Raw genomic sequence first — 25,022 nt, 5'->3', positions numbered from 1 at the left:
ATCTGGCGCGTGCCGCGCCCATGTGTACCACCCCCCGTGCCCCACGCGCCCCCTCTGAGCGCCTTGATGCGCCAGTACGCCGCCGGTTCGCCGCTCACCTGCGAGCCGGTCGACCAGGGCCTGCTCAACCGCGGCTACCGGCTGTGCACGACCCGCGGCCGTTATTTCCTCAAGCACCATTTCGATCCGGACACAGCCGATCCCGCCGCCATCGCGCGCCAGCACCGGGCGACCCAGCGCCTGGCCGACCTCGGCGTCCCGGTGGCGCCGCCGCTCACCGGCCGCGACGGGCGCACAGTCGCCGTCGTGGGCGGCCACGCCTACGCCCTGCACCCCTGGATCGACGGCCGGCACCGGCACGGCGGCCAGCTCACCACCAAGCAGTGCGCCCGCCTCGGAACGCTGCTGGGAGCCGTGCACGCCGGTCTGGAACGCGTGATGCCGCCCAAGTGCCGCACCCGCCCCGCCGAGAGTCCCCATCCCGTGCAGAGCGCCGATCCCTCCGACACCTTCACCCTGATCGACGACCTGCTCGCGCACGTCCGCCGCCACCGGCCCGCGGACGCCTTCGACGAACTGGCCCGGCACCGGCTCCTGGAGCGCCGCGCGCTCCTGGAACGGCACGCGGACCGGCGCCCGCCGCCCGGCGGGCCCGTCGGCTGGGTGCACGGCGACTTCCACCCCTTCAACCTGCTCTACCGGGGGGACGCCCCCGCCGCGATCGTCGACTGGGACCGGCTCGGCGTGCAGCCCCGCGCGGAGGAGGCGGTGCGCGCCGCCGCGATCTTCTTCGTCCGGCCCGCCGGCACCCTGGACCTGCCGAAGGTAAGGACGTACGCACGCGCGTACCGGCTGGCGGCCGGCGTCACCCCGTCGGAGCTGGCGGCGGCCGTGCGCCGCGTGTGGTGGGAGCGCCTGAACGACTTCTGGATGCTGCGCTGGCACTACGAGCGCGGCGACACCCGCGCCGACCCGCAGTTCCCGGCCGCCTCGGCGCTCGCGGTGTGGTGGACGCGGGAGTACGGCGCGGTGTGCGGCGCGTTCGCGGAGTGACGCGGGGAATGACGCGCGCAGTGACGTGCGGGAGGACGCCGGGAGAGCCGGAGAAACACCGCGCGCGTGGAGCCCGTACGGCTCCACGCGCGCGTGTAAGGATGGTCGGTTCCCGGCGGGACTCAGGCGCCTCCGCCGACATTCCCCGCGACCCCCGCGGAGGTACCGGCGGCGTCGCCGCCACCCCCACCGCCGCCGTCCCCGGTGCCGTCGCCCGGAGCGCCGCCCGTGTCCGGGGGCGGCGACACGGACCCGGGATCGGCCGGTTCGCTGGAGGGCTGCGGGTCGGGCTGCTGGTTGGTGGTCTGCTCACCGGACGGCTCGGACTCGGTCCACGACGGCCGGGACGACGGCGTGTTGTACCTCCAGTTGCCCCCGCCCGAACCGTAGCCCCGGTCCGTCGACGTGTCGGACGGCTGCTCGTTCGACGACTCGCTCGGGGTGGTGGAGGGCTGCTCGTCGTCGGTGGACTGCGTGTTCGACGGCGACTTGGAGGTTTCGGGGTCGCCGCCGGTCTCGCCACCGGTGGTATGCAGCGCCAGTGCCACGCCCACGGCGATGGCGATCACCGCGAGGACGGCCAGGATCCACAGCTTGCCGCGGCCGCTGCCCTTGTTGCCATGCCCCTCGAAGCCGCCGTCGTCGCCGTTGCCGTACCCGGCGGGCAGGATCGGCTGGGGGATCTGCGTGGTGCCGGAGCCGAAGTCGGTCGCGTGCGGCATCACGGTCGTGCCCGCGAAGCCCGGCGCCGGGGTCTGCCGGCCCTCGTGCGCCTCGACCGGGCCGGTGTTCCAGGTGCCGGTGTGGCCGCCTTGGTCGTACAGCATCTGCAGGCCGTACTGGATCAGCCCGCTCATCTCCTCGGCCGTCTGGAAACGGTCGTCGGGCTCCTTGGCCAGCGAGCGCATGACCAGGCCGTCGAGTTCCGGCGGGCAGGTGCCGCCGGCGACCTGCGAGGGCGGCACCGGCATGTCCTGGACGTGCTGGTAGACCACCGACAGCGGAGTCTCGCCGGTGAACGGGGGCCGCAGCGCAAGGAGTTCGTACAGCAGGCAGCCCGTGGCGTACAGGTCGGAGCGGTAGTCGACGGCCTTGCCGAGGGCCTGCTCGGGGGAGAGGTACTGCGGAGTTCCCATGACCATGCCGGTCTGCGTCATCGTGGTGGACGCACCGTGCAGGGCGCGGGCGATGCCGAAGTCCATCACCTTCACCGCGCCGTTGTCGGTGATGATGACGTTGGCCGGCTTGATGTCGCGGTGCACGATGCCGTGCTGGTGCGAGTAGGCCAGCGCCTCCAGGACACCGGAGACGATGATCAGCGCCTGCTCCGGGCCGGGCGCCTCCGCGTTGAGCAGCAGATCGCGGATGGTGCGGCCCTCGACCAGCTCCATCACGATGTACGGCACGGCCTGGCCGTTCGCCTCGTCCTCGCCGGAGTCGTACACGGCGACGATCGAGTGGTGGTTGAGGCCGGCCACCGACTGGGCCTCACGTGTGAACCGGGCCTTGGAGACGGGGTCCTCGGCCAGGTCGGCGCGGAGCAGCTTCACCGCCACGGTCCGCCCGAGACGCACGTCCTCCGCGGCGAACACCTCGGCCATGCCGCCCCGGCCGAGTCTGTGCGTCAGCCGGTACCGGCCTTCGCCGACCACGCCGTCGTTTCCCCACATCTCCGGCGCGTCCGACATACTGCCGCCACTCGCCTCGGGGTCGGACGGGCCCTGGGCGCGATGCTGCTGTGCCATCAGTCCTCGCCGTCGTTTCTGCCCGCGGTGCGCGCGGTGTTGTCACGGTCTCCGTCGGCCACGCTACAGGCTCCGCGAGGGCCGCCGGTCCAGGATCGTCGCGGCGAGCACCGCCGGAACTGACCCGAGGCTGACCGGCCATGAAACCTCTTGCGGGTGCCGTGGTGCAAATTCCGTGCACCAGCGGTATGCCCGCTGTAACGCTTCCGCGACGCTTCTTTCGCGTACGGTCACGGAACGGGCACTGAGCTTGACGTGCCAGTGCCCTGGGGCAGACTTGGCCGGGAATGACTCATTGGATCAACGAGGGCGCCTGACGGCCTAATGGGGACGGGGAGACATGAGCCAGGACGGCGCACACGGCCAGTATCCGGGACGGGCACTGGCCGGCGGCCGCTACCAGCTGCGCGACCTGCTCGGCGAGGGCGGCATGGCCTCGGTGCACCTGGCCTACGACTCCGTGCTCGACCGTCAGGTCGCGGTCAAGACACTCCACACCGAACTCGGCCGCGAACAGGCCTTCCGCGAGCGGTTCCGCCGCGAGGCCCAGGCAGTGGCGAAGCTCACGCACACCAACATCGTCTCGGTCTTCGACACCGGCGAGGACGATGTGGACGGCATGACGACGCCCTACATCGTCATGGAGTACGTCGAGGGCCGTCCCCTCAGCTCCGTGCTGGACGAGGACATCCGGCAGCACGGCGCGATGCCCGCCGACAAGGCGTTGAAGATCACCGCGGACGTGCTCGCCGCGCTGGAGATCAGCCACGAGATGGGCCTGGTCCACCGCGACATCAAGCCGGGCAACGTGATGATGACCAAGCGCGGCGTGGTCAAGGTCATGGACTTCGGCATCGCCCGCGCCATGCAGTCCGGCGTGACCTCGATGACGCAGACCGGCATGGTCGTCGGCACCCCGCAGTACCTCTCACCGGAACAGGCGCTCGGCCGGGGCGTGGACGCGCGGTCCGACCTGTACTCGGTCGGCATCATGCTGTTCCAACTGACCACCGGGCGGCTGCCGTTCGACGCCGACTCGCCCCTGGCCATCGCGTACGCGCATGTCCAGGAAGAGCCGGTGGCGCCCTCCTCCCTCAACCGCTCGCTCCCTCCGGCGGTGGACGCGCTGGTCGCCCGCGCGCTGCGGAAGAACCCCAACGAGCGCTTCCCCAGCGCCGAGTCCATGCGCGACGAGTGCCTGCGCGTGGCGGCCTCCTTCCAGGCGGCCGCGCCCAGCATCGTCCCCGGCGCCCGGACGGCGAGCGGCGCGGGCGTCGGCTCTGCCGTCTTCCCGCCCGTCGACCAGACCGGCCCGGTGTCTCACGGCCAGGTGCAGACGCCGTACCAGCCGGCCCCGACGCCCAACCCCTACAGCACCGGCACCCCCGGAGCCCCCGGCTACGGCTACCCGCAGCAGCCCGGCTACCAGACGCCCGTCTCCTCGCCGTACGCGCAGCAGCAGGCGCCGACCCCGCCTCCGTACGGCGTCCCGACCCACCACACGCCTCCGCCGGGCGGCGACCGGAACACCAGGCCCGTGGTCATCGGGGCGGTCTCCGTCGCCGCGATGGCGGTGCTCGGCCTGGTCGTCGCGCTGATCCTGGACAGTGGCAGCGGCAGCGGCAGCGGGGGCGGTGGCGACGAGGCCAAGGGCGGGGGCGGCAGCGCGAGCGCGTCCACCTCGGTGGTCGAGGGCCACCGCGGGCCGGACACCTCGAAGACGATCAAGTCCGACGAGTGCGAGGAGCCTCGGGAGTCCTACCAGGACGAGGACAAGATCAGGCTGCCGGACTTCCGGTACAAGAACCTCAGGTCGGTCAAGGAATGCCTCCAGGCCGCGGGCTGGAAGCTGAAGAAGGTCGACGTCGACGAGAACACGTACGGCCAGGACACGGTCCTCAACCAGTTCCCCGCGGCCGACACGGACGTCGACCCGAAGAACATGCCGGTGATCCAGCTCGACGTCTCGACCGGCAACCCTCCGTCGTCCTGACCGGATCCCGTCGAGCACGGCGGGCGGTCGCGCGAGTCGAAGGCCCCGGCAGTCCGGCTGCCGGGGCCTTGCCACGTCCGTGTCACAAGGACGGGTGCGGGTGCGTACGTGTCCTTACAGGTACGGTCCGCCCGAGCGGCCGCCGGTGCGGGGGTCGTCGCCGCCCTCGGCTCCGATACCCGGGGGAAGGGCACGGCGCATCTGCTCCAGCTGGGCGCGGGCAGCCATCTGCTGGGCGAACAGGGTCGTCTGGATCCCGTGGAAGAGACCCTCCAGCCAGCCCACCAACTGCGCCTGCGCGATGCGCAGTTCGGCGTCGCTGGGGGTTACCTCGTCGGTGAACGGAAGGGAGAGCCGCTCCAGCTCCTCGACGAGTTCCGGCGCCAGGCCGTCCTCCAGCTCCTTGACCGAGCTCGCGTGGATCTCCTTGAGCCGGACCCGGCTGGCCTCGTCCAGGGGAGCCACCCGCACCTCTTCGAGAAGCTGCTTGATCATGCTGCCGATCCGCATGACCTTCGCCGGCTGCTCCACCTGCTCCGTCACCGGGGTCTCACGGGAGTCGTCGTCCCCGCCGCCGCCGAGCGCCATACCGTCCTGGCCCACGACCAGGATCTGCGGATTCTCCGGCGACCGTTCGTTCCTCGGCATCTCCATGACCCCATTGTCTCGCACCCGCACCCGCCACTTCTGTGGCGCCCCCCACGGAACGCGGTCCACCGCGTGGCCGAACCTGGAATGCCGCATTGATCCAGTGATGTGACCGTGGTCGCAGGAACGATCCGATTCACCGGCCAGGCACCGTGAGGGGGTCCCCGACGTGACTCCAGGGCTGCGCGCTCCGCTGCGCGCGACGGTACTGCTGATCACGCTGGCAGCGGCCGTCCCCGCCAGTGGCTCCGCCCGGGCTTACGGCCCCGAGCGCGCGCCTTCGGCCTCCGCCACGCCGTACGACCTCGCGCCCGCGCACGCCACGGACCCCTCCGGCGCCACAGCCTCGGACACCTCTGCCTCGGGCGACGCCGCGCCCGGGATGGCCGCCGGTTTCCGGTCCTCGCCGGTCCACGGGACCTCGCCGTCCCCCGCGCCGGCGTCCCCGTCCTCACCCCCTTCTGCCTCGGCCTCCGCCTCCGCCTCGACCACCCCGCCCTCGCCTTCCTCCGACCCGTCGCGGGCCGGGAGCCGTCCGGGTGAGGGGCGGCTGCGGCCGGGGCGGCCGCACGATCGGCGGCCGGAGCACGAGGACGACGACACGGACGGACCGGGGGAGCACGACCACCGCGGTGAGGACTTCGGGAGCGACAGCGCGACCGCGGAGGCGCCGAGCGTTTCGCCGTCGGGTCAGGAGGCCGCTCCCCTGCCGTCCGGTACGGACGGCCCCGGCGACCTGCCCGTCGCGCAGGACGAGACCGATACCGGGCCCGTGCTGCGGTATCTGCCGCTGGGCAGCGGGCTCGTCCTGATCGGCCTCGGCCTCGGCCTGGCGTTCATCGCCCTGCGCATGCGCCGCAGCTAGTGCTGTGACCGGAAAGGTTTGCCGGAAAGCTCGCGGCGTCCGGTGCTGGGGGCACCTCCCACGCCCTTCGGGCAGTGGGGGAGCATCGCAAGGCGGAGCATCGCCCGCGTACTGGATGTACTCGGGTGATGCGACAACGCGGCTGGGGGTCCCCCCTGCTCGAAGAGCTTGGGGGAGCCGTGCCGGGCGTCGCGAGCCGGTGAACCTTTACGGTCGCAGCACTAGCAGCTCAGTGCGCCACCAGGAGCACCTTCCCGATGTGGCCGCTCTCCTCCAGGATCCGGTGGGCGGTCGCGGCGTCGCTCATCGGGAGTTCCTGGTCGATCACCGGCCGGACATGCCCGTCGGTGAACAGCGGCCAGACGTGTTCGCGCACGGCGGCGACGATGGCCGCCTTCTCACCGAGCGGGCGGGCGCGCAGCGAGGTCGCGCTGATCGCGGCGCGCTTGCTGAGCAGGATGCCGAGGTTCAGCTCGCCCTTGGTTCCGCCCTGCATACCGATGATCGCGAGCCGGCCGTTCACGGCGAGGGCCTGGACGTTGCGGTCCAGGTACTTGGCGCCCATGTTGTCGAGGATCACGTCGGCGCCGTCGCCGTCCGTGGCCCGCCGGATCTCCTCGACGAAGTCCTGCTCGCGGTAGTTGATCAGGATCTCGGCGCCGAGTTCGGCGCAGCGTTCGAGCTTCGCCTCGGTGCCCGCGGTCACGGCGACCTTCGCGTCCACGGCGCGGGCGAGCTGGATCGCCATGGTGCCGATGCCGCTGGAGCCGCCGTGCACGAGCAGCGTCTCGCCTGGGCGCAGCTGGGCGACCATGAAGACGTTGGACCAGACGGTGCAGATGACCTCCGGCAGCGCCGCGGCGTGCAGGAGGCTGACGCCGTCGGGCACGGGCAGCAGCTGTCCGGCCGGAACGGCGACCTTCTCGGCGTAACCGCCACCCGAGAGCAGCGCGCACACCTCGTCGCCGACGGCCCAGCCGGACACCCCGGGGCCGAGCGCCGCGATCCGCCCGGAGCACTCCAGGCCGGGGTAGGGGGAGGCGCCGGGCGGCGGGTTGTAGGAGCCCTGCCGCTGGAGGACGTCGGCCCGGTTGACGGCACTCGCCGCCACCTCGACGAGCACCTCCCCCTCGCCGGGCACGGGATCCGGTACCTCGTCCCACACCAACGCCTCGGGCCCACCGGGTTCGGGAATCGTGATCGCATGCATGGGCCCGACGCTACTGCTTCACCGGTGAAGCCGCCTTCAGTCAGTCCTGGGGAAGCGGCCGGGTGTCCGGGGTGACCTTCGTTCCCGGTGTGGCCCGGACGATGGTGATCAGACGGTCGGTCAGCTCCAGTGCCCTTACGGACGGGTCGTCGAAACCCAGCACCCGGTGCCCGCGCAGCACGCTCACCACCAGGTCGTCCATGTCCCGTGGGTCCTGGCCCACCTCGGCCTTTATGACGGGCCGTTCGACGATGTCCAGACCGCTGCCCTGCTGGATGAGATCCTCCAGGACCATGCTCGCGGCCGGACTGAGGACGGACAGCCCGAGCAGCCGCCCCGCCGCGCTCGCGCTGGTGACGACGGCGTCGGCGCCGGACTGCTTGAGCAGCGGCGCGTTCTCCTCCTCGCGTACCGCCGCGACGATCTTCGCCGACCGGTTGATCTGCCGGGCGGTCAGCGTGACCAGCACGGCGGTGTCGTCCCGCTGGGTGGCGATGATGATCTGCCGCGCCCGCTGCACCTCGGCCCGCATGAGCACTTCGCTGCGGGTGGCGTCTCCGACCACGCCCGCGTAGCCCTCAGCCGTGGCCGCGTCGACCACCTTGGCGCTGGGGTCGACCACGACGACCTGCTGCTTCTTCAGCCCGGCCGCGCAGACGGTCTGGAGCGCCGACCTCCCCTTCGTGCCGAATCCGACGACGACGGTGTGATCGCGCAAAGCGGACCTCCAGCGATTCTGACGCCATTCCTCACGGGTTCGCTCGGTGAGGACTTCGAGCGTGGTGCCGACCAGGATGATCAGGAAGATCACACGCAGTGGGGTGATGACGAAGATATTGGTGAGGCGCGCGCTGTCGCTGACGGGGGTGATGTCCCCGTATCCGGTGGTGGAGAGGGTCACCGTCGCGTAGTACGCGGCGGCGATGAGATCCATCGGGGCTTCTTTGGCACTGTCCTGGTATCCCTCGCGGTCGACATAGACGATCACGACCGTCAGGAGCAGCACCAGAACTGCCAGGGACAGCCGTTTGCCGACCTGACGTATCGGGCGCTCCACCACTTTTCGAGGGAGCTTCACCCGATGGGTCACGAGATGCTCGTCCGCCTGGCGGGCGATCGCGTCATGGCCCGGAAGTTTCACGTGAAACACACCCCGATTCCGGCGGCGGCCCAGGGCAGGTCGAGGAGTTCGGCCTCCGCGCCCGGCCGGGCACCACCCGGTGGTACGACAGCGAGGGCATCGGCCGCCGCGACACCGCGGAGCATGGCGGGGCCGTTGTAGTGCAGCGGAACGGCGTGGTCGCCGCGCAGCACCACGGGCACGAGCCGGGTGTCGTCCGGATGCCCGTGCACCACGTCCGTCAGCGGCAGCGTGTACGGCTCCGGCGCCGGTCGCGCGGCCAGCGTGCGCAGCAGCGGCTCGGCGAGTGTCAGCAGACCCGAGACGGCCGCGAGCGGGTTGCCGGGCAGGCCGACGAGGTGCTGGTTCTCCTTGGTGCGGGCCAGGAGCATGGGGTGGCCGGGTCGCACCTGGACGCCGTCCACCAGCAGTTCGGCGTCGATGCGGCGCAGGGTGGGGTGGAGGTGGTCGACCGGTCCGGCGGCGGTTCCCCCGGTCGTGACGATCACGTCGGCCTTCGACCCGGTGATCGCCTTGTGCAGGGCCTTGGCGTCGTCGCCGATCCGGCGTACGCCGGTGACCTCGGCGCCCAGCGCCCGCAGCCATGGCGGCAGCATCGGGCCGAGCGCGTCCCGGATCCGTCCGTCGTGCGGCAGGCCCCCGGTGAGCAGTTCGTCGCCGAGCACGAGGACGTCGACGCGGGGACGCGGGACCGTGGTGAGGGTGTCGTATCCGGCGGCCGCGGCCAGACCGAGCACCACCGGGGTCACCAGGGTGCCGACGGGCAGCAACTGGTCCCCGCTGCGGCACTCCTGCCCGCGCGGGCGGATGTCCTTGCCGTGCCCGGACTCCTCGGTGGCGTACAGCCGGCCCTTGGCGTCGATGTGGCCGTGTTCGCTGCGCAGCACGGCCGTGCTGTCCTGCGGGACGCGGGCACCGGTCGCGACGCGTACCGCCTCGCCGTCGGCCAGCGGCTCGGGCTCGTCGTGCCCGGCCAGGACACCCTTGTCGCGTACGTCCCAGGGGCCGGGGCCGGCGACCGCCCAGCCGTCCATGGCGGAGGTGTCGAAGGAGGGCAGGTCGCACAGGGCGGTCAGGGGCGCGGCCAGGACCAGCCCCAGGGCGGCGTCGAGGGGCACCGGGGCGGGGGCGCGGCGGGCGCCGGCGCGGGCCGCTCGGGCGGCGGCCTCGCGGGCACGCGGCCAGGCGATGGCCTGGTCGTGGGCCACCCCGGAGCACACGTGACCGGCCTCGGCGCCTGCGTGATCCCCGCAGGAGGCGGAGACGGGGGTGCCGCCGCGGCTCGCCCGGCCCCGGCCGGGCTCAGGAGCACGCCGGCTGCTGCCTTCGTTCACCAGGGCGAGCGCCTCCTCCACGTCGAAATCCTCGGCATCCTCGACGTCCTGGGCGTGCTTGCCGACCCGCGCGCCACGAGCGGGCATCAGACGTCCGGGCGGGTGTCGGGCGTGGCGTCGGGCGCCACGTCGGGCTCGCCGGTGCCGCCGGTGGTCTCGTCCGCCCAGCGCAGGGCGAGGGCGGCGGCCTTGCGGGAGGCCTCGGCGACGGCTTCGGGGCCGCCCTTGCCCTGCGCGGCCGCGTACCCGACGAGGAAGGTGGTCAGGGGTGCCGCGGGCCGGGCCACGCCGTGGGCGGCGTCGCGGGCGAGGTCGAGCAGGGCGCGGGTGTCGACGTCCAGATCGATGCCCAACTCGTCCTTGACTGCGGAAATCCATTCATCCAACACGTGCCCATGCTCCCTGATGCGTGCCCTGGCGATGGCGATGTCGTCCCAGGTGTCGCAGTCGAAGGACGCGACGGCATCCGGGACGCGGGTGAGATCGAGCGCGGCGGTCAGCCGCCGCAGTGGCAGCCCGGTGAGGGCCCCGCCCTCGGCGGAGCCGTCGGACGCGGTGCGGGCGAGCCCGGCCAGCGCTCGGCGCAACGCCTGCGCGCGGTAGGCGGCCACGAGCGGCTGGTCGCGGCCGTCGGCGTCGGTGATCAGCACGCCGTCGGACCGCTCGGCCCGCAGGGCCGTCAGCAGCCGCCGTACCGTGTCGCGTTCGAGGAACGGCAGGTCGGCGGAGAGGACGACGACGTGGTCGGCCGTGGTGTGGCGCAGCCCGGCGTCGAGCGCTGCGAGCGGTCCGGCGCCGGCCGGTTCCTCGCGTGCCCAGCGCACGGGCCGCGCGGTGGGGCGGGGGTCGGCGACCACCACCGTCGTGCCCGCGTCGGCGCAGGCGTCGAGCACACGGTCGAGCAGGGCGCGGCCGCCGATGCGCAGGCCGGGCTTGTCCGCGCCGCCGAGCCGGCGGGCGGCTCCCCCGGCGAGCACGACGGCGTCGTGGGCGAGGGGCTCGTAGGAGGTCACCCCCCGAGTATGCGTCCCGCCCGCGATCAAGGGGAACGCGGGCGGGACACTGTCGTCACAGCGTGCGCAGGAGCACCGCCGGCTGTTCCACGCAGTCGGCCACATACCGCAGGAAACCGCCCGCGGTACCGCCGTCGCACACCCGGTGGTCGAAGGTCAGCGAGAGCTGGACGACCTGCCGCACCGCCAGCTCGCCCTCGTGCACCCACGGCTTGGGGACGATGCGGCCGACGCCGAGCATGGCGGCCTCCGGGTGGTTGATGATCGGCGTGGAGCCGTCGACACCGAACACGCCGTAGTTGTTCAGCGTGAAGGTCCCGCCGGTGAGTTCGGCCGGGGTGAGGCTGCCGGCGCGGGCCACCTCGGTCAGCCGGGCGAACTCGGCGGTCAGCGACTCCGCGTCACGCGTGTGCGCGTCCCGTACGACCGGCACGACGAGTCCGCGTTCGGTCTGCGCGGCGAAGCCGAGGTGCACGGCGTCCAGCCGGACGATCTCCCTGGCCTCCAGGTCGACCCGCGAGTTGAGCTCGGGGTAGCGGGCGAGGGCGGCCGTGCAGATCCGGGCCAGCAGCGCGAGCAGGGAGATCTTCTGTCCCCCGGCGGCGTTCATGGCGGTCCGGGCGCGCATCAGCTCCGTCGCGTCGGCGTCCACCCAGCAGGTCGCGTCCGGGATCTCGCGGCGGCTGCGGGAGAGCTTGTCGGCGACGGCGCCGCGCACCCCCTTGAGCGGAACGCGGGAGCCGGAGTCCTGCGCCGGCCGGGCCGCGGTCGCGGGCGCGGGAGCAGCCGGTGCGCCGTCGGTCCGGCCCCCTGCCGCGCCGGCCCTGAGCACGTCCTCGACGTCCGCGCGCAGGATCAGCCCCTCGGGCCCGGAACCCGACAACTGCCGCAGGTCCACGCCGTTCTCCCGTGCCAGGCGGCGCACGAGCGGCGAGATCACGGGGACCGGACCGTCGGTGGGCCGCTCGGCCACCGCGGCGGCCCGAGCCGCCGGGGTCGCCGGGGCGCCCGTCGTACGCGCCGTCCCGTTGGCGGCCGGTGCCGCGGGCGCCGAAGGCGCCACGGCGCCGATCGTGCCCGGGCGCGAGCCCTGCGTCACCGGTGCCGGGCGCACCCTGCGCCGGCGCGCCGGAGGCGCACCCGTGCCGTAGCCGACCAGGACGTTGCCGGAGCCCTCGGTGTCGCCACCGGCCTCACCGGCGTCCTGCTCCCCGACCGCCACCGTCAGCAGGGGCGCGCCCACGGGCAGTTCCGCGCCCTCCTCGCCGAAGCGGGCGGTGACCACGCCGGCGTAGGGGCAGGGCACCTCGACCATCGCCTTGGCCGTCTCGACCTCCACGACCGGCTGGTCGATGGCGACCACGTCGCCCACCTCGACCAGCCAGCGGACGACCTCCGCCTCGGTGAGGCCCTCCCCGAGGTCCGGGAGCCTGAACTCCAGCACCTGTGCCATCAGCTCTCCGCCTCCCACTGCAGACGCGCCACGGCGTCCAGGATCCGGTCGACGCCGGGCAGGTGGTGCCGCTCCAGCATCGGCGGCGGGTAGGGGAGGTCGAACCCGGCCACACGCAGCACCGGCGCCTCCAGGTGGTGGAAGCAGCGCTCCGTGACCCGGGCCGCGATCTCCCCGCCCGGGCCGCCGAACCCGCCCGACTCGTGCACGACGACCGCGCGCCCGGTGCGCCGCACCGACGCGCACACCGTCTCGTCGTCGAACGGCACCAGCGAGCGCAGGTCGACGACCTCCAGTTCCCAGCCCTCGGCCCGCGCCGCCTCGGCGGCTTCGAGGCAGACGGGCACGGACGGGCCGTACGTGATCAGCGTGGCGCTCCTGCCGGTGCGCCGCACCACCGCGCGGCCCACCGGCTCGACGGCCTGCGGGTCGTCCGGGTTCCAGGTGTCCTTCGACCAGTACAGCCGCTTGGGCTCGAGGAAGACGACCGGGTCGTCGGATGCGATGGAGGCCCGCAGCAGCCCGTAGGCGTCGGCGACGGTCGCGGGCGTGACGACATGGAGCCCCGGAGTCGCCATGTAGTACGCCTCGGAGGCGTCGCTGTGGTGCTCCACACCGCCGATGCCGCCGCCGTAGGGGATGCGGATGGTGATCGGCAGGGGCATTTTGCCGCGGGTGCGGTTGCGCATCTTGGCGACATGGCTGGCCAGTTGCTCGAACGCCGGGTAGGCGAAGGCGTCGAACTGCATCTCGACCACGGGGCGCAGCCCGTACATGGCCATGCCGACGGCGGCGCCGAGGATGCCGGCCTCGGCCAGCGGGGTGTCCGTGCAGCGGTCCTCGCCGAACTCCTTGGCGAGGCCGTCGGTGATGCGGAAGACACCGCCGAGGGTGCCGACGTCCTCACCCATGACGTGCACGGAGGGGTCGGCGGCCATCGCGTCGCGCAGCGCGCGCGTGAGGGCCTGGGCCATGGTGGCCGGCTTGAGCGCGACGGTGGTCATCGGGCCGTACCTTCCTCCGACTCGGCCTGGAGCTCGGCGACCAGTTGGTCGCGCTGCTCGCGCAGCTGCGGGGTCGGCTCCGCGTACACGTGGGCGAACAGGTCCATGGGGTCGAGCGGCGCGTCCTGGTTCATGCGCTCGCGCAGCCGCGCGGCCATCGCCTCGGCGTCCTCGCGGGCGGCGCGGACGCCGTCCTCGTCGAGCAGGCCGCGCCCGGTCAGCTCCCGCTCAAGGAGCTGGACCGGGTCGTGCTCGCGCCAGGCCTCGACCTCGGCGTCGCCGCGGTAGCGGGTGGCGTCGTCGGCGTTGGTGTGGGCGTCGATGCGGTAGGTCACCGCCTCGATCAGGGTGGGGCCGCCTCCCGCGCGCGCGTTCCGCACGGCGTCGGCGAGCACCTCGTGCACGGCTGCGGCGTCGTTGCCGTCGACCAGGCGGCCCGGCATGCCGTACCCGACGGCCTTGTGGGCCAGGGACGGTGCCGCGGTCTGCTTGGCGAGCGGGACGGAGATCGCGAAGCCGTTGTTCTGCACGAGGAAGACGACGGGGGCCTGCCAGACGGCGGCGAAGTTCAGCGCCTCGTGGAAGTCGCCCTCGCTGGTGCCGCCGTCGCCGATCATCGCAAGGGCGACCACGTCGTCGCCCTTGAGGCGGGCGGCGTGCGCGAGGCCGACGGCGTGCGGGAGCTGGGTGGCGAGCGGCGTGGACAGCGGGGCCACACGGTGCTCGTAGGGGTCGTAGCCGGTGTGCCAGTCGCCGCGCAGCAGCGTCAGGGCCTCGACGGGGTCCACACCGCGGGCCACGACGGCCAGCGTGTCGCGGTAGCTCGGGAAGAGCCAGTCGCGCTCCTCCAGGGCGAGCGCGGCGGCGACCTCGCAGGCCTCCTGACCGGTGCTGGAGGGGTAGACCGCCAGGCGGCCCTGCTTGGTCAGGGCGGTGGCCTGCGTGTTGTAACGGCGGCCCAGGACCAGCTGCGCGTACAGACGCCGCAGCAGCTCCGGATCGGCCTTCGCGGCCACCTCCGTCCCCAGGACGCGGTAGGGCTCCGCGTCGGGCAGCAGCGGCGCGGGGTCGGTACGGGGCTGCCAGGCGGGCGGCGGCGAAGGCCGGTACGCGCCCCGCTGCTCCATGACCGTCATGACGGCACCTCCTCGTGGGAGCGGCTACGAAGGGCGCGTCGGGTGTGACGCGCCCCACCTACCGATTGTTCGGTCGTGGGCGCATTTTGGCTACAGGCGGGCCCAGGCTGTGGACAATCGGTTCTCCACAGCCTGAGATGTACGCAGTACGTCCACGACGGAAAGGCGGGGGGACATGCCACCTGAACAAATGGCCGAGAACGCCGAGAACGCCGAGTACAGGCCCGGCGCCGTACCGCCGCCGCGCCCGCTGGACGCGATCGACCAGGACATCCTGCGCATGCTCCAGACGGACGGGCGCGCGTCCATACGGTCGGTCGCCGAACGGGTCCACGTCTCGCGGGCCAACGCCTACGCCCGGATCAACCGGCTCATCGAGGACGGCGTCATCCGCGGCTTCGGCGCCCGCGTCGACCACGAACGCGCGGGACACGGCACGTCCGCGTACATCACGCTGAAGATCGTGCAGAACACCTGGCGCACCGTGCGCGAGCACCTCAGGCAGCTCCCCGGCGCCCACCACATCGCGCTGGTCGGCGGCGACTTCGACGTCCTGCTCCTCGTGCACACCCCGGACAACCGGGCGCTGCGGGAACTGGTCCTCACCCGGCTCCAGGCCATCCCCGAGGTGCTGAGCACGCGCACGCTGCTGGTGTTCGAGGAGGAGGACCTGGAGCCGCAGGGGTGAGGCGGGCGCGGGGTCAGTCCTTGCGCAGTCCCGAGAACACCAGCCGTGTCACCGCGTCGGCGACCTCGCGCTCCGACATGCCGCGCCCGTCGGGCCGGTACCACTCCACGATCGAGTTGATCATCCCGAAGACGAGCCGGGTCGCCAGCCGCACCTCCACGTCGGCACGCACGTCCCCCTCCTCGGCCGCCGCCCTCAGCAGGTCGGCCACCCGGTGGTCGAAGTCGCGGCGCCGTTCCAGCGCCCAGCGCTCGGTCTCGGTGTTGCCACGCACGCGCAGCAGCAGCGTCACATAGGGCAGTTCGCCGATGAGCACCTCGACCATGCGCCGCACCACGAACTCCAGGCGCTCGGCGGCGCGCCCCGTGCGCGCGTGCTCCTCGTCGAGGATGCCGAACAGCTCGTCCAGCGCCCGGCTGACCGCCCGGCGCAGCAGCTCCTCCTTGCCGGCGACGTGGTGGTAGATCGACGACTTGGAGATGCCGGCCGCCCTGGACAGGTGCTCCATGGAGGTGCCGTCGTAGCCGCGCTCGTTGAAGACCCGCACGGCCACGGACAGCAGCGTCTCCGGGGTGTACGTGTCGCGCCTGGCGGTGGTCATGGGGTGCCCTCCCGCTTGTCGGTGGCGTAGGCGTGGCGATAGAGCGCGAGCGACGGCGCGTAGCGGCCGGACGGCTCGCACTCGTGCAGGTTGTCCAGTACGGAGCAGGCCCAGGTGCCGCCGAGTCTGCGGCTCCACTCGAAGGGTCCGAGCGGGTAGTTGACGCCCAGGCGCATCGCGGTGTCGACGTCCTCCTCGGTGGCCACACCCTTGGCGACGGCGTCGTGCGCCAGGTCGACGATCCGGGCGACCGTGCGGGCGACGATCATGCCGGGGACGTCCCCGATGACGCTGACCTTCTTGCCGAGCGCCTGGAACAGGCCGGTGGCCTCGGCGACGGTCCGCGGGGAGGTGTCCTGGGAGGCGGACAGGGCGATCCGGGTGGCCCTGCGGTAGTCGAGGGCGAGGTCGAAGTAGACGACGTCCTTGAACTCCACGGAGGTCTGCCCGTCGGCGAGCACGAGCTGGCCGCCGCCCGGCAGCACCAGGCGGGATCCGTGGTCCTCGTCCTCGTCGCGCACCTGGATGCCCGCCTCCCGGATCATCGGGAGCAGCTCGGAGGCGGGCCCGAGGTCCCCCTCGGCGACCACGTGGGCGGGCGGCGCCTCCTGCTCCGCGGTGTGCGGCTCGGGGCGCTCGGCGCCGTCGCGGTGGTCGTACCAGCCCCGGCCGCTCTTCCTGCCGAGCCGGCCGGACTCGACCAGGCGGCGCTGGGCGAGCGAGGGCGTGAAGCGCACGTCCTGGAAGAACGACCGCCACACCGAGTGGGTGACTGACTCGTTGACGTCCTGCCCGATGAGGTCGGTCAGTTCGAAGGCGCCCATCCGGAAGCCGCCCGACTCGCGCAGGATGGCGTCGATGGTGACGGGGTCGGCGCCCTGGAACTCGTACACCGCGAAGGCCTCGGCGTAGAAGGGCCGGGCGATCCGGTTCACGATGAAGCCGGGGGTGTCCGCGCAGGCCACGGGGGTCTTGCCCCAGGCGCGGGCCGTCTCGTACGCGCGCGTGGCCGACGTGACGTCGGTGGCGTACCCGGAGACCACCTCGACCAGCGGCATCAGCGGGGCCGGGTTGAAGAAGTGCAGGCCCACGAGGCGGCCCGGGGCGCGCAGCGCGCCGCCGACGGCCGTCACCGACAGGGATGAGGTGTTGGTGGCGAGCAGGCAGTCGTCGCCGACGATGTCTTCGAGCTCCTTCAGCAGCTCCTGCTTGACGTCGAGCCGCTCCAGGACGGCCTCGACGACCAGCGCGCAGTCGGCGAGCTCCGTGAGATCGTCGGCGGCCAGGAGCCGGGCGCGGGCGGCGTCCCGCTCGGCGCCGGTCAGCCGGTCCTTCTCGACGAGCCGGTCGAGCCGGATGACGATCGCGGCGGCCGCCTCCCGGGCCCGCCCGGGCACGGCGTCGTACAGGCGTACGGTGTGGCCCGCGACCAGCGCGACCTGGGCTATGCCCTGGCCCATGGTGCCGGTGCCGACGACGGCCACGGGACTGCTGAGGTCGAGTGCTGTCATGTGCGCGATCCTCCCGCACGGCGCCGTCCACGGATGCGGCGGACCCCTTGTACCGACCGATCGTTCGGTTACTCTAACTCTGACCGCCTGTTCCTGCCCATGGCCGTGACCATGGAGATGCCAGATCACGGGCTCGACGAAGAGCTCTTGAGACGAGGAGTTGGTCCCGCATGGCCGCCGAACTGACCGCACACGAGCTGATCGCCAGGCATCGGCCCACCCTGGACCAGGCGCTGGAGGCGATCCGCACCCGCGCGTACTGGTCGCCCCACCCCGAGCACCCCAAGGCCTACGGGGACAACGGCAGCCTCGACGCGGCCGCCGGCAAGGCCGCCTTCGACGCCGTCCTGAACACCCGCCTCGACCTCGGCCAGCCCGGCACGGACGACTGGGTGGGCGGGGAGGTCTCGCCGTACGGCATCGAACTGGGCGTGACCTATCCGCACGCGGACATCGACGTGCTGCTGCCCGCCATGAAGGCCGGCCAGCGGGCGTGGCGGGACGCGGGCGCCGAGGCGCGCGCCATGGTGTGCGTGGAGATCCTCAAGCGGATCAGCGACCGGACGCACGAGTTCGCGCACGCGGTCATGCACACCTCCGGCCAGGCCTTCATGATGGCGTTCCAGGCGGGCGGCCCGCACGCCCAGGACCGCGGCCTCGAGGCGGTGGCGTACGCGTACGTGGAGCAGGTGCGCACCCCCGACACCGCCGAGTGGACCAAGCCGCAGGGCAAGCGCGACCCGCTCGCCCTCACCAAGCAGTTCACCGCCGTCCCGCGCGGCATCGCGCTGGTCATCGGCTGCAACACCTTCCCCACCTGGAACGGCTTCCCGGGCCTGTTCGCCTCCCTCTCCACCGGCAACGCGGTCCTGGTCAAGCCGCACCCGCGCGCGGTGCTGCCGCTCGCGCTGACGGTGAAGACCGCCCGCGAGGTGCTCGCCGAGGCCGGCTTCGACCCGAACCTGATCGCGCTGACCGTCGAGCGGCCCGGCGAGGGCATCGCCAAGACGCTCGCCACCCGCCCCGAGATCAGGATCATCGACTACACGGGCTCGACGTCCTTCGGCGACTGGCTGGAGGCCAACGCCCGCCAGGCACAGGTCTACACCGAGAAGGCCGGCGTCAACACGGTGCTCGTGGAGTCCACCGGCGACTACAAGGGGATGCTCGCCAACCTGGCCTTCTCGCTGTCCCTCTACAGCGGCCAGATGTGCACCACCCCGCAGAACCTGCTGATCCCCCGCGAAGGCATCAGCACGGACGAGGGCCCCAAGTCCTTCGACGAGGTGGCCGCCGACCTCGCCAAGGCGGTGGACGGCCTCCTCGGCGACGACGCACGCGCCAACGCGCTGCTCGGCGCGATCGTCAACCCGGACGTCAAGGCCCGCCTGGAGGCCGCCGCGGGCCTCGGCGAGGTCGCCCTCGCCTCCCGCGAGATCACCAACCCGGACTTCCCCGGCGCCGTCGTCCGCACGCCGGTGATCGTGAAGCTGGACGGCGCCAAGCCGGACGCCGAAGCTGCCTACATGAGCGAGTGCTTCGGGCCCGTCTCCTTCGCCGTCGCCGTCGACTCGGCCGCCGACGCGGTGGAGCTGCTGCGCCGCACGATCCGCGAGAAGGGCGCGATGACGGTGGGCGCGTACACGACCGACGAGGAGGTCGAGCTGGCGGTGCGGGAGGCGTGCCTGGAGGAGGCCGCCCAGCTGTCGCTGAACCTCACCGGCGGGGTGTACGTCAACCAGACCGCCGCCTTCTCCGACTTCCACGGCTCCGGCGGCAACCCGGCGGCCAACGCGGCCCTCACCGACGGCGCTTTCGTCGCCAACCGCTTCCGCGTGGTGGAGGTCCGCCGGGAGGCGTAGGGCCGCTCGGTCCCTCAGGATGCGGGTGCGCCCCCGGTGGCGCTCCAGTGGTACAGCGTCATCGCCACACTGGTGGCGAGGTTGTAGCTGGAGACCTGGGGGCGCATCGGCAGCGCCAGCAGGTGGTCGGTGCGCGAGCGCAGTTCGGCGGACAGCCCGCTGCGCTCGGAGCCGAAGGCGAGCACGGCGTCGTCAGGCAGCTTCACCCCGCGGATGTCCTCGCCCTCCGGGTCGAGCGCGAACAGCGGCCCGCGCGGTAGCTCGTCGACGTCCAGCCGCTCCACCGCGGTCGCGAAGTGCAGCCCCGCCCCGCCGCGCACCACGGTCGGATGCCAGGGGTCCAGGGTGCCCGTGGTGACCACTCCGGTCGCCCCGAAACCGGCGGCCAGGCGGATCACCGCCCCCGCGTTTCCCAGGTTGCGCGGCTGGTCCAGGACGATGACCGGCGCGCTGCGGGGCGCGTGCGCCAGCGTGCGCAGGTTGGCCTCGCGGGAGGGCCGTACCGCGAGTGCCGCCACGGCGGTGGGATGCGGGCGCGGCACCAGGGAGGCGTACGTCTCCCGCGGCACCTCGCTCAGCAGGGCGTCCAGCGTGTCCCGCACGTCCGGCGCCAGCTCTTCGGCGAGAGCGAGCGCCGCGCGTCGGTCGGCGGTGACGGCCACCGGCACCTCGGCCCCGAAGCGCAGGGCGTGCTTGAGGGCGTGGAAGCCGTCGAGCAGCACGGAGCCGCCGGCCAGCCGGTGCCAGGCGCGTACGGGATCGTTCATGCCGGGAAGCCTACGTGGGCGGGCCCGGCCTCCTCCGGGGAGCGCGAGTCCTTCGCAGGGGGACGGTCCCCGTCCCGCCGCAGTCGCGTACGCGCGCGTGCCGCCAGTCCGCCCAGACGGCGCAGGAACGGCGTCGGCAGGAACACCGCGTCCGCCGCGATCATCGCCAGCGAGAAGAACGGCAGCCCCAGCACCACCGCGATCACGGCGTGCTCGGTCATCATGACCGCCAGCAGGACGTTCTTCACCCGCCGGTTGAACAAGGTGAACGGGAAGGCGACCTGCGCCATCACCGTCCCGTAGGTCACCAGCATCACCAGCGTGCCGCTGGCGGCCAGCAGACCGGCCAGGGCCGGCCAGGGCGAGAAGTAGTCCAGGTGCAGCGGGTAGTAGACGGCGGTGCCGTCCTGCCAGCGCGAGCCCTGGATCTTGTACCAGCCGGCCGTGGCGTAGATCAGGCAGGCCTCCGCCATGATCACGAGCAGGGCGCCGTTGTGGACGACGCGGGCGACGACGTCGAGCAGCATCCGCGGCTGCGCCGAGCGCGCCCACCGCCCGGCCGCCCACCACAGGGCCAGTCCCAGCCACACCGTCCACAGCAGGACGGGCACGAACGCCTCGCCCTGTGTCCGGCCCGCCGCGGTGACCACGGCCAGGAACAGCCCCAGCACGCCCCACAGGACGGGACCGGCCCGGTCGGGCACCCGCTCCCCGCGCGCGTGTGCCTCCCGTGTCCGCTCGGCCCGGCGCGCGTCCAGCGACCAGACCTGGCCGCAGCGGGTGAACACCAGGTACAGCGACATCAGGTGCAGCACGTTGTCGCCGCCGTCGCCCACGAAGACGCTGCGGTTCTGCAGGGAGAGCACGCCGACCATGAAGAGCACGGAGGTCGTACGGGTGCGCCAGCCCAGCGCGAACAGCAGGCTCGCCAGCACGGCCAGCGCGTAGCACGTCTCGAACCAGAGGTTCCCGCGGAACCACAGCAGGGCCGTGAAGGCGCCGTTGTCCGAGGCCAGTTGCTGCGCCAGGTTCCAGCTCCACGGGCCGTCGGGGCCGTAGAGCTCATGGCGGTGGGGGAACTCGCGCAGCAGGAACAGCAGCCAGGTGAGTGAGAAGCCGATGCGTATGACGGCACTCTGGTAGGGGCCGAGGGCCGCCTCGGTGACTTTGGCGATCCCGCGCGAGACCGCGAGCGTGAGACGGTTCACCGCTGGCCTCCCCGGGTCTCGCCGGCCGGCACCGTCCACCAGGGCAGCGTGCGGTAGGCCGGCTTGCCCGTCGCCTTCTCGTTGCTCCAGGGGGGCGGGGGCACGTTGCTGGTACGGCTGCGGACCTGGACGCGTTCGAGGACGCCGCCCGCGCCGACAGCACCGCCCGGGTCACCTCGTTCCAGGCGCAGCACCACGATGCGGCGCAGGTACTGCTCGGCCAGGGCGCCGCGCAGGCCCACCGGCCGGTTGTCGGCGTCGTGGGCGGCGCCGTAGAAGTCCCAGGCGCGGCGCAGCTCGTTCTGCTGGGTGTGGCTGGGCAGCAGGTTGCCGTCGATGGCCCGGCCGTCCTCGGCCGACAGGTCGTACCAGCCGGTGGTACGGGTGCCGCCGTCCGCCGTCCCGACCTCGGCGCGCACCTGGACGGCGATGTTCTGCTGGAGCGGGTTCGGCGCGAACAGCTTCCAGTTCTGCTCGAACTCCGGGTAGATCCACCCGTCGACGGCCTCGGCGTGCTGCCTGTTCACCGTGTTCGACGGCGTGACGTGCAGGAACACCATCCCGAGATGCACACACGCCGCGACGGCGACCACCGCGAGCGCCAGCACCGCACCCACCTGGTACGGCGCCGCCAACGCGGCGATCCCGGAGGGGGGCGCCGCCGGGCCGCCGGGGGCGGGAACAGGCTCAGGGGCGGGAGCAGGTATAGGGGTTCGGGCGTCCTCGTCCGGCCCGTCAGCGTCCTGCTCGTCCGGGTCTCTCCCGTCCGGCCCGTCGGTGGCCGGTGGCCCGTCGGTGGCCGTCAGGCCGTCCGTCGGGGCGCCGGCGGGGCCGGCCGTGGGCCGGGAGGCCTCGTCCGGGCGGGCGGCGTCCAGGCGGCCGGCGGCGCGTGAGGCGGTCGAGTCGTCGTCGTGCGCGTTCATCCCGCCCCGTTTCCGCTCCCGGTCCGTCCTGCGGCCGCCGCCCGGCCGCGGGGCACCGTACCGCCGCGCGCACCGCTTCCCGGTGCCGTACCGGAACGGTACTCAGGGCCGCCCTCCCGGCACACCCCCGGGGCGTACCGGGCCCTCGCGCACGTCCGGCCGTCGCCGCCCTCCCCGGCCCTCTCCCGCCCGAAATGCCTGACACGCCGTCAGGCACCCCTGGGATTCTCGCGATTGCGGGCCCCGGGTCGCGGGGTCACACCACCTGGCCGGGCTGCCCCTCGTCGGTCACCACGGGCCGGCCCGAGGCTGCCCACACCTGCATGCCGCCGTCGACGTTCACCGCGTCAACTCCCTGCTGGACCAGGTACATCGCGACCTGCGCCGACCGCGCGCCGGAGCGGCAGATCACATTGATCCGCCCGTCCTGGGGCGCCGCCTCGGTCAGTTCGCCGTACCGGGCCACGAACTCGCTCAGGGGGATGTGCAGCGCCCCCTCGGCGTGGCCCGCCCGCCACTCGTCGTCCTCGCGGACGTCCAGCAGGAAGTCGCCGTCCTCGAGGTCCTGAACGCCGACCGTGGGCACACCAGCTCCGAAATGCATACTGCGACGCTACCCGAAGCGCGCCGGAGGGATCCGGCACGGACCGGGCACCCGCTCACGCACCGGTGACGCGGGTCACTCCTGGCCCACCAGCTCGGCGAGCTCCGCCTCCCGCTCCGTGATCTCCTTGCGCAGCTGCTCGGCGACCTCGTCGAGGAGACCGTCCGGGTCGTCGGGGGCCAGCCGGAGCATTCCGGCGATCGCGCCGTCCTCCAGGCCCTTGGCGACCAGCGTGAGCACCTCCTTGCGCTGGGCAAGCCATTCGAGGCGGGCGTAGAGCTCCTCGCTGCGGCTCGGCGGCTGCTCCTTGGGCTTCGGTCCCGCCGCCCACTCCGCGCCCAGCTCCCGCAGCCCGTCCTCGTCACCGCGCGCGTAGGCGGCGTTCACCCGGGTGAGGAAGTCCTCGCGCCGCTTGCGCTCGTCGTCCTCCTGCACCAGGTCGGGGTGGGCCTTGCGGGCCAGCTCGCGGTAGAGCCGGCGGGCCTCCTCGCTGGGGCGCACCCGCTGCGGGGGCCGCACGGGCAGGTCGGTGAGCATCGCGACGGCCTCCGGGTACAGCCCACTGGAGTCCATCCAGCCGTTCATCAGCTCGTCGACCCCGGGGATCGGCTGCAGATCGGCCCGCGCCTCCTGCGCCTTGCGCAGGTCCTCGGGGTCACCGGTACGCGCGGCCCTGGCCTCGGCCGTGAGTACCTTCAGCTCCTCGAGACGGGCGTAGAGCGGTCCGAGTCTCTGCTCGTGCAGGCGGGCGAAGTTCTCGACCTCCACCCGGAAGGTCTCCACCGCGATCTCGTACTCGATGAGCGCCTGTTCGGCGGCCCGTACGGCCCGCTCCAACCGCTCCTCGGGCCGCGCCGAAGCGCCCTCGGACGTCGCCCGGTCCGCCCCGGCGACGTCACCCTGCTCAGCTTCCGGGGTCGTCACCCGACCAGACTAGTGCCCCGCGCAACACGCCCCGGCCCACCGCCACGACGGCCGCGCCGCCCGGCTCCCTCAACCCTTGTCCACCACGTGAGATACCTCACGCACTCGGGACCCGGCCGACGTGTGCACTCCCTCACACCCGTCAGCACAACGAAAAACGGGCCCCACCGTGACTTCCGTCACTGGCGGAGACCCGTTCATCGGTATCTCATGGTGCGCGAGGGGGGAGTTGAACCCCCACGCCCTTGCGGGCACTGGAACCTGAATCCAGCGCGTCTGCCTATTCCGCCACCCGCGCATTGGGTGTGTCTTCCGGCTCCGTCCCTTTGGGGCCGGCGCCTTCCGACATGCAGAACATTAGCACGCCCCGAACGGTGGATTCACATCCCTTTCCCCAGGGCAGGCGCCCGGCACCGGCCTCGGCCGACCCGCCTGCCGCGCGGCCCGCCGGCCCCGCACGGCGCCGCCCGCCCGGAGTCCCGCTTCCGTATCGAGGAGCGCCCGTTCACGTATCAACCTCGTACCGGTCACCCCCGTCTGCCCAGGAGCCGGGCAAGGTCGGCCGCCGGGTGCGGGACACTGGTCTGCGACCCCCTCTACGATCCTGGGCAGAAGTACCGAGCGACACCGGGCACGCGACAGGTGTCGACACCCGTCGACAGGGCCCGACAGGGGGAACCAGCCGATTCACCGGCGCGTGGATACGATCAGTAAGCAGTACCAGGCAGGCAATACGCAGCACGACGGCAAGACCCGCAGTGACGGCAACTACGGAGGAGGTGCCCCATGGGAGTCCTGAAGAAGTTCGAGCAGCGTCTCGAAGGTCTGGTCAACGGCACCTTCGCCAAGGTCTTCAAGTCCGAGGTCCAGCCCGTGGAGATCGCCGGTGCGCTCCAGCGCGAGTGCGACAACAACGCGACGATCTGGAACCGCGACCGCACCGTCGTACCCAATGACTTCATCGTGGAGCTCAGCGCGCCCGACTTCGAGCGTCTGAGCCCCTACTCCGGCCAGCTCGGCGACGAGCTCGCCGGCATGGTGCGCGACTACGCCAAGCAGCAGCGCTACACCTTCATGGGGCCGATCAAGGTCCACCTGGAGAAGGCCGAGGACCTGGACACCGGTCTGTACCGGGTGCGCAGCCGTACGCTCGCCTCCTCCAGCAGCCAGCAGGCGCCACAGGCCCCCTCGGCCGGCCCGGCCGGCCGTCCCGCCGCCCCCGGCGGATACGGCTACCCGCCCGCCGCGGGCCCCTCGGCGGCGCCCCCCATGCCGGCCGCGCCGCCGCCCGGCGCCCGCCCCGGCGGCTACGGCTACCCGCCCGCCGCCCAGCGGCCCG

22 protein-coding genes and 1 tRNA gene are annotated in these 25,022 nt (G+C 72.7%); 6 read left to right on the top strand and 17 right to left on the bottom strand.

Annotated features, from left to right (window positions below):
- Positions 1 to 66 precede the first annotated feature (66 nt).
- Positions 67 to 1,053 (top strand): phosphotransferase, encoded by a 987-nt coding sequence (locus tag CG719_RS10630; protein WP_234375510.1) that lies wholly within the window; start codon positions 67 to 69, stop codon positions 1,051 to 1,053.
- A 122-nt stretch (positions 1,054 to 1,175) separates the two neighbouring features.
- Here the strand turns inward: CG719_RS10630 and CG719_RS10625 are convergent, their stop codons facing one another.
- Positions 1,176 to 2,798, bottom strand: coding sequence for a protein kinase domain-containing protein (locus CG719_RS10625; protein ID WP_100568314.1), 1,623 nt, complete (start codon positions 2,796 to 2,798; stop codon positions 1,176 to 1,178).
- Positions 2,799 to 3,138: 340 nt separating this feature from the next.
- On the opposite strand from CG719_RS10625, the gene CG719_RS10620 reads away from it, so the two are divergent.
- Positions 3,139 to 4,791, top strand: a complete 1,653-nt coding sequence (locus tag CG719_RS10620) for a protein kinase domain-containing protein (protein WP_100568313.1) — start codon at positions 3,139 to 3,141, stop codon at positions 4,789 to 4,791.
- A gap of 114 nt (positions 4,792 to 4,905) precedes the next feature.
- Here the strand turns inward: CG719_RS10620 and CG719_RS10615 are convergent, their stop codons facing one another.
- The gene (locus CG719_RS10615; protein ID WP_100568312.1) at positions 4,906 to 5,445 is read right to left on the bottom strand and encodes a bacterial proteasome activator family protein; all 540 of its coding nucleotides are present in this window, start codon (positions 5,443 to 5,445) and stop codon (positions 4,906 to 4,908) included.
- A gap of 163 nt (positions 5,446 to 5,608) precedes the next feature.
- Between CG719_RS10615 and CG719_RS10610 the strand changes: the two genes are divergently transcribed.
- Positions 5,609 to 6,304 (top strand): hypothetical protein, encoded by a 696-nt coding sequence (locus CG719_RS10610; RefSeq protein ID WP_100568311.1) that lies wholly within the window; start codon positions 5,609 to 5,611, stop codon positions 6,302 to 6,304.
- 229 nt (positions 6,305 to 6,533) lie between these two features.
- Here CG719_RS10610 and CG719_RS10605 read toward each other — a convergent pair whose 3' ends face one another.
- The 7 genes from CG719_RS10605 to pdhA are packed head-to-tail and all read right to left on the bottom strand — an operon-like array spanning position 6,534 to position 14,595.
- The gene (locus CG719_RS10605; protein ID WP_100568310.1) at positions 6,534 to 7,514 is read right to left on the bottom strand and encodes an NAD(P)H-quinone oxidoreductase; all 981 of its coding nucleotides are present in this window, start codon (positions 7,512 to 7,514) and stop codon (positions 6,534 to 6,536) included.
- 40 nt (positions 7,515 to 7,554) lie between these two features.
- Positions 7,555 to 8,655, bottom strand: coding sequence for a potassium channel family protein (locus CG719_RS10600; RefSeq protein WP_100568309.1), 1,101 nt, complete (start codon positions 8,653 to 8,655; stop codon positions 7,555 to 7,557).
- Positions 8,652 to 10,076, bottom strand: coding sequence for a molybdopterin molybdotransferase MoeA (locus tag CG719_RS10595; RefSeq protein WP_100568308.1), 1,425 nt, complete (start codon positions 10,074 to 10,076; stop codon positions 8,652 to 8,654). The genes CG719_RS10600 and CG719_RS10595 overlap by 4 nt, the downstream gene beginning before the upstream one ends.
- Positions 10,076 to 11,002 (bottom strand): NTP transferase domain-containing protein, encoded by a 927-nt coding sequence (locus CG719_RS10590; RefSeq protein ID WP_234375509.1) that lies wholly within the window; start codon positions 11,000 to 11,002, stop codon positions 10,076 to 10,078. Before CG719_RS10590 ends, CG719_RS10595 begins: the two co-directional genes overlap by 1 nt.
- Positions 11,003 to 11,057: 55 nt before the next feature.
- On the bottom strand, positions 11,058 to 12,455 hold the full coding sequence (locus CG719_RS10585) for a dihydrolipoamide acetyltransferase family protein (protein WP_100568307.1): 1,398 nt from the start codon (positions 12,453 to 12,455) through the stop codon (positions 11,058 to 11,060).
- On the bottom strand, positions 12,455 to 13,459 hold the full coding sequence (locus CG719_RS10580; protein ID WP_100568306.1) for an alpha-ketoacid dehydrogenase subunit beta: 1,005 nt from the start codon (positions 13,457 to 13,459) through the stop codon (positions 12,455 to 12,457). The genes CG719_RS10585 and CG719_RS10580 overlap by 1 nt, the downstream gene beginning before the upstream one ends.
- Positions 13,456 to 14,595: a pyruvate dehydrogenase (acetyl-transferring) E1 component subunit alpha gene (pdhA, locus tag CG719_RS10575; RefSeq protein WP_100568305.1), complete on the bottom strand. Its 1,140-nt coding sequence runs from the start codon at positions 14,593 to 14,595 to the stop codon at positions 13,456 to 13,458. The genes CG719_RS10580 and pdhA overlap by 4 nt, the downstream gene beginning before the upstream one ends.
- A 175-nt stretch (positions 14,596 to 14,770) precedes the next feature.
- Here pdhA and CG719_RS10570 point away from each other — a divergent pair, with 175 nt between their 5' ends.
- Positions 14,771 to 15,283 carry an Lrp/AsnC family transcriptional regulator gene (locus tag CG719_RS10570; RefSeq protein WP_199836594.1) on the top strand — a complete coding sequence of 171 codons (513 nt, stop codon included), beginning with the start codon at positions 14,771 to 14,773 and terminating at the stop codon, positions 15,281 to 15,283.
- A 13-nt stretch (positions 15,284 to 15,296) separates the two neighbouring features.
- Here CG719_RS10570 and CG719_RS10565 read toward each other — a convergent pair whose 3' ends face one another.
- Both CG719_RS10565 and CG719_RS10560 read right to left on the bottom strand, forming a co-directional pair.
- Positions 15,297 to 15,884, bottom strand: coding sequence for a TetR/AcrR family transcriptional regulator (locus CG719_RS10565; protein ID WP_100568303.1), 588 nt, complete (start codon positions 15,882 to 15,884; stop codon positions 15,297 to 15,299).
- Complete coding sequence (locus CG719_RS10560; protein WP_100568302.1) at positions 15,881 to 17,395, bottom strand: 3-hydroxyacyl-CoA dehydrogenase; 1,515 nt, start codon at positions 17,393 to 17,395, stop codon at positions 15,881 to 15,883. The genes CG719_RS10565 and CG719_RS10560 overlap by 4 nt, the downstream gene beginning before the upstream one ends.
- Before the next feature lie 170 nt (positions 17,396 to 17,565).
- Between CG719_RS10560 and paaN the strand changes: the two genes are divergently transcribed.
- Positions 17,566 to 19,257, top strand: coding sequence for a phenylacetic acid degradation protein PaaN (gene paaN / locus CG719_RS10555; protein ID WP_100568301.1), 1,692 nt, complete (start codon positions 17,566 to 17,568; stop codon positions 19,255 to 19,257).
- A 14-nt stretch (positions 19,258 to 19,271) separates the two neighbouring features.
- On the opposite strand, the gene CG719_RS10550 is transcribed toward paaN, so the two are convergent.
- The 6 genes from CG719_RS10550 to CG719_RS10525 all read right to left on the bottom strand — a co-directional run bounded on the left by CG719_RS10550 (position 19,272) and on the right by CG719_RS10525 (position 23,981).
- The gene (locus CG719_RS10550; protein WP_100568300.1) at positions 19,272 to 20,024 is read right to left on the bottom strand and encodes a TrmH family RNA methyltransferase; all 753 of its coding nucleotides are present in this window, start codon (positions 20,022 to 20,024) and stop codon (positions 19,272 to 19,274) included.
- On the bottom strand, positions 20,021 to 21,232 hold the full coding sequence (locus tag CG719_RS10545; protein WP_100568299.1) for an HTTM domain-containing protein: 1,212 nt from the start codon (positions 21,230 to 21,232) through the stop codon (positions 20,021 to 20,023). Before CG719_RS10545 ends, CG719_RS10550 begins: the two co-directional genes overlap by 4 nt.
- Positions 21,229 to 22,155, bottom strand: a complete 927-nt coding sequence (locus CG719_RS10540; RefSeq protein ID WP_100568298.1) for a DUF5819 family protein — start codon at positions 22,153 to 22,155, stop codon at positions 21,229 to 21,231. Before CG719_RS10540 ends, CG719_RS10545 begins: the two co-directional genes overlap by 4 nt.
- A 256-nt stretch (positions 22,156 to 22,411) precedes the next feature.
- The gene (locus CG719_RS10535) at positions 22,412 to 22,741 is read right to left on the bottom strand and encodes a rhodanese-like domain-containing protein (RefSeq protein WP_100568297.1); all 330 of its coding nucleotides are present in this window, start codon (positions 22,739 to 22,741) and stop codon (positions 22,412 to 22,414) included.
- Between the two features lie 93 nt (positions 22,742 to 22,834).
- Positions 22,835 to 23,683: a hypothetical protein gene (locus CG719_RS10530; protein WP_100568296.1), complete on the bottom strand. Its 849-nt coding sequence runs from the start codon at positions 23,681 to 23,683 to the stop codon at positions 22,835 to 22,837.
- 211 nt (positions 23,684 to 23,894) lie between these two features.
- Positions 23,895 to 23,981: transfer RNA gene (locus CG719_RS10525), tRNA-Leu, on the bottom strand.
- Positions 23,982 to 24,469: 488 nt separating this feature from the next.
- Here CG719_RS10525 and CG719_RS10520 point away from each other — a divergent pair.
- Positions 24,470 to 25,022: DUF3662 domain-containing protein (locus CG719_RS10520; RefSeq protein ID WP_159024840.1), on the top strand; the 553-nt coding region annotated here is incomplete at its 3' end.

The organism is Streptomyces sp. CB01373 (assembly GCF_002803075.1).
Taxonomy (GTDB): Bacteria; Actinomycetota; Actinomycetes; order Streptomycetales; family Streptomycetaceae; genus Streptomyces.
Note: the sequence above shows the minus strand (reverse complement) of the source record. Positions and strands in the feature narration are given on the sequence as shown.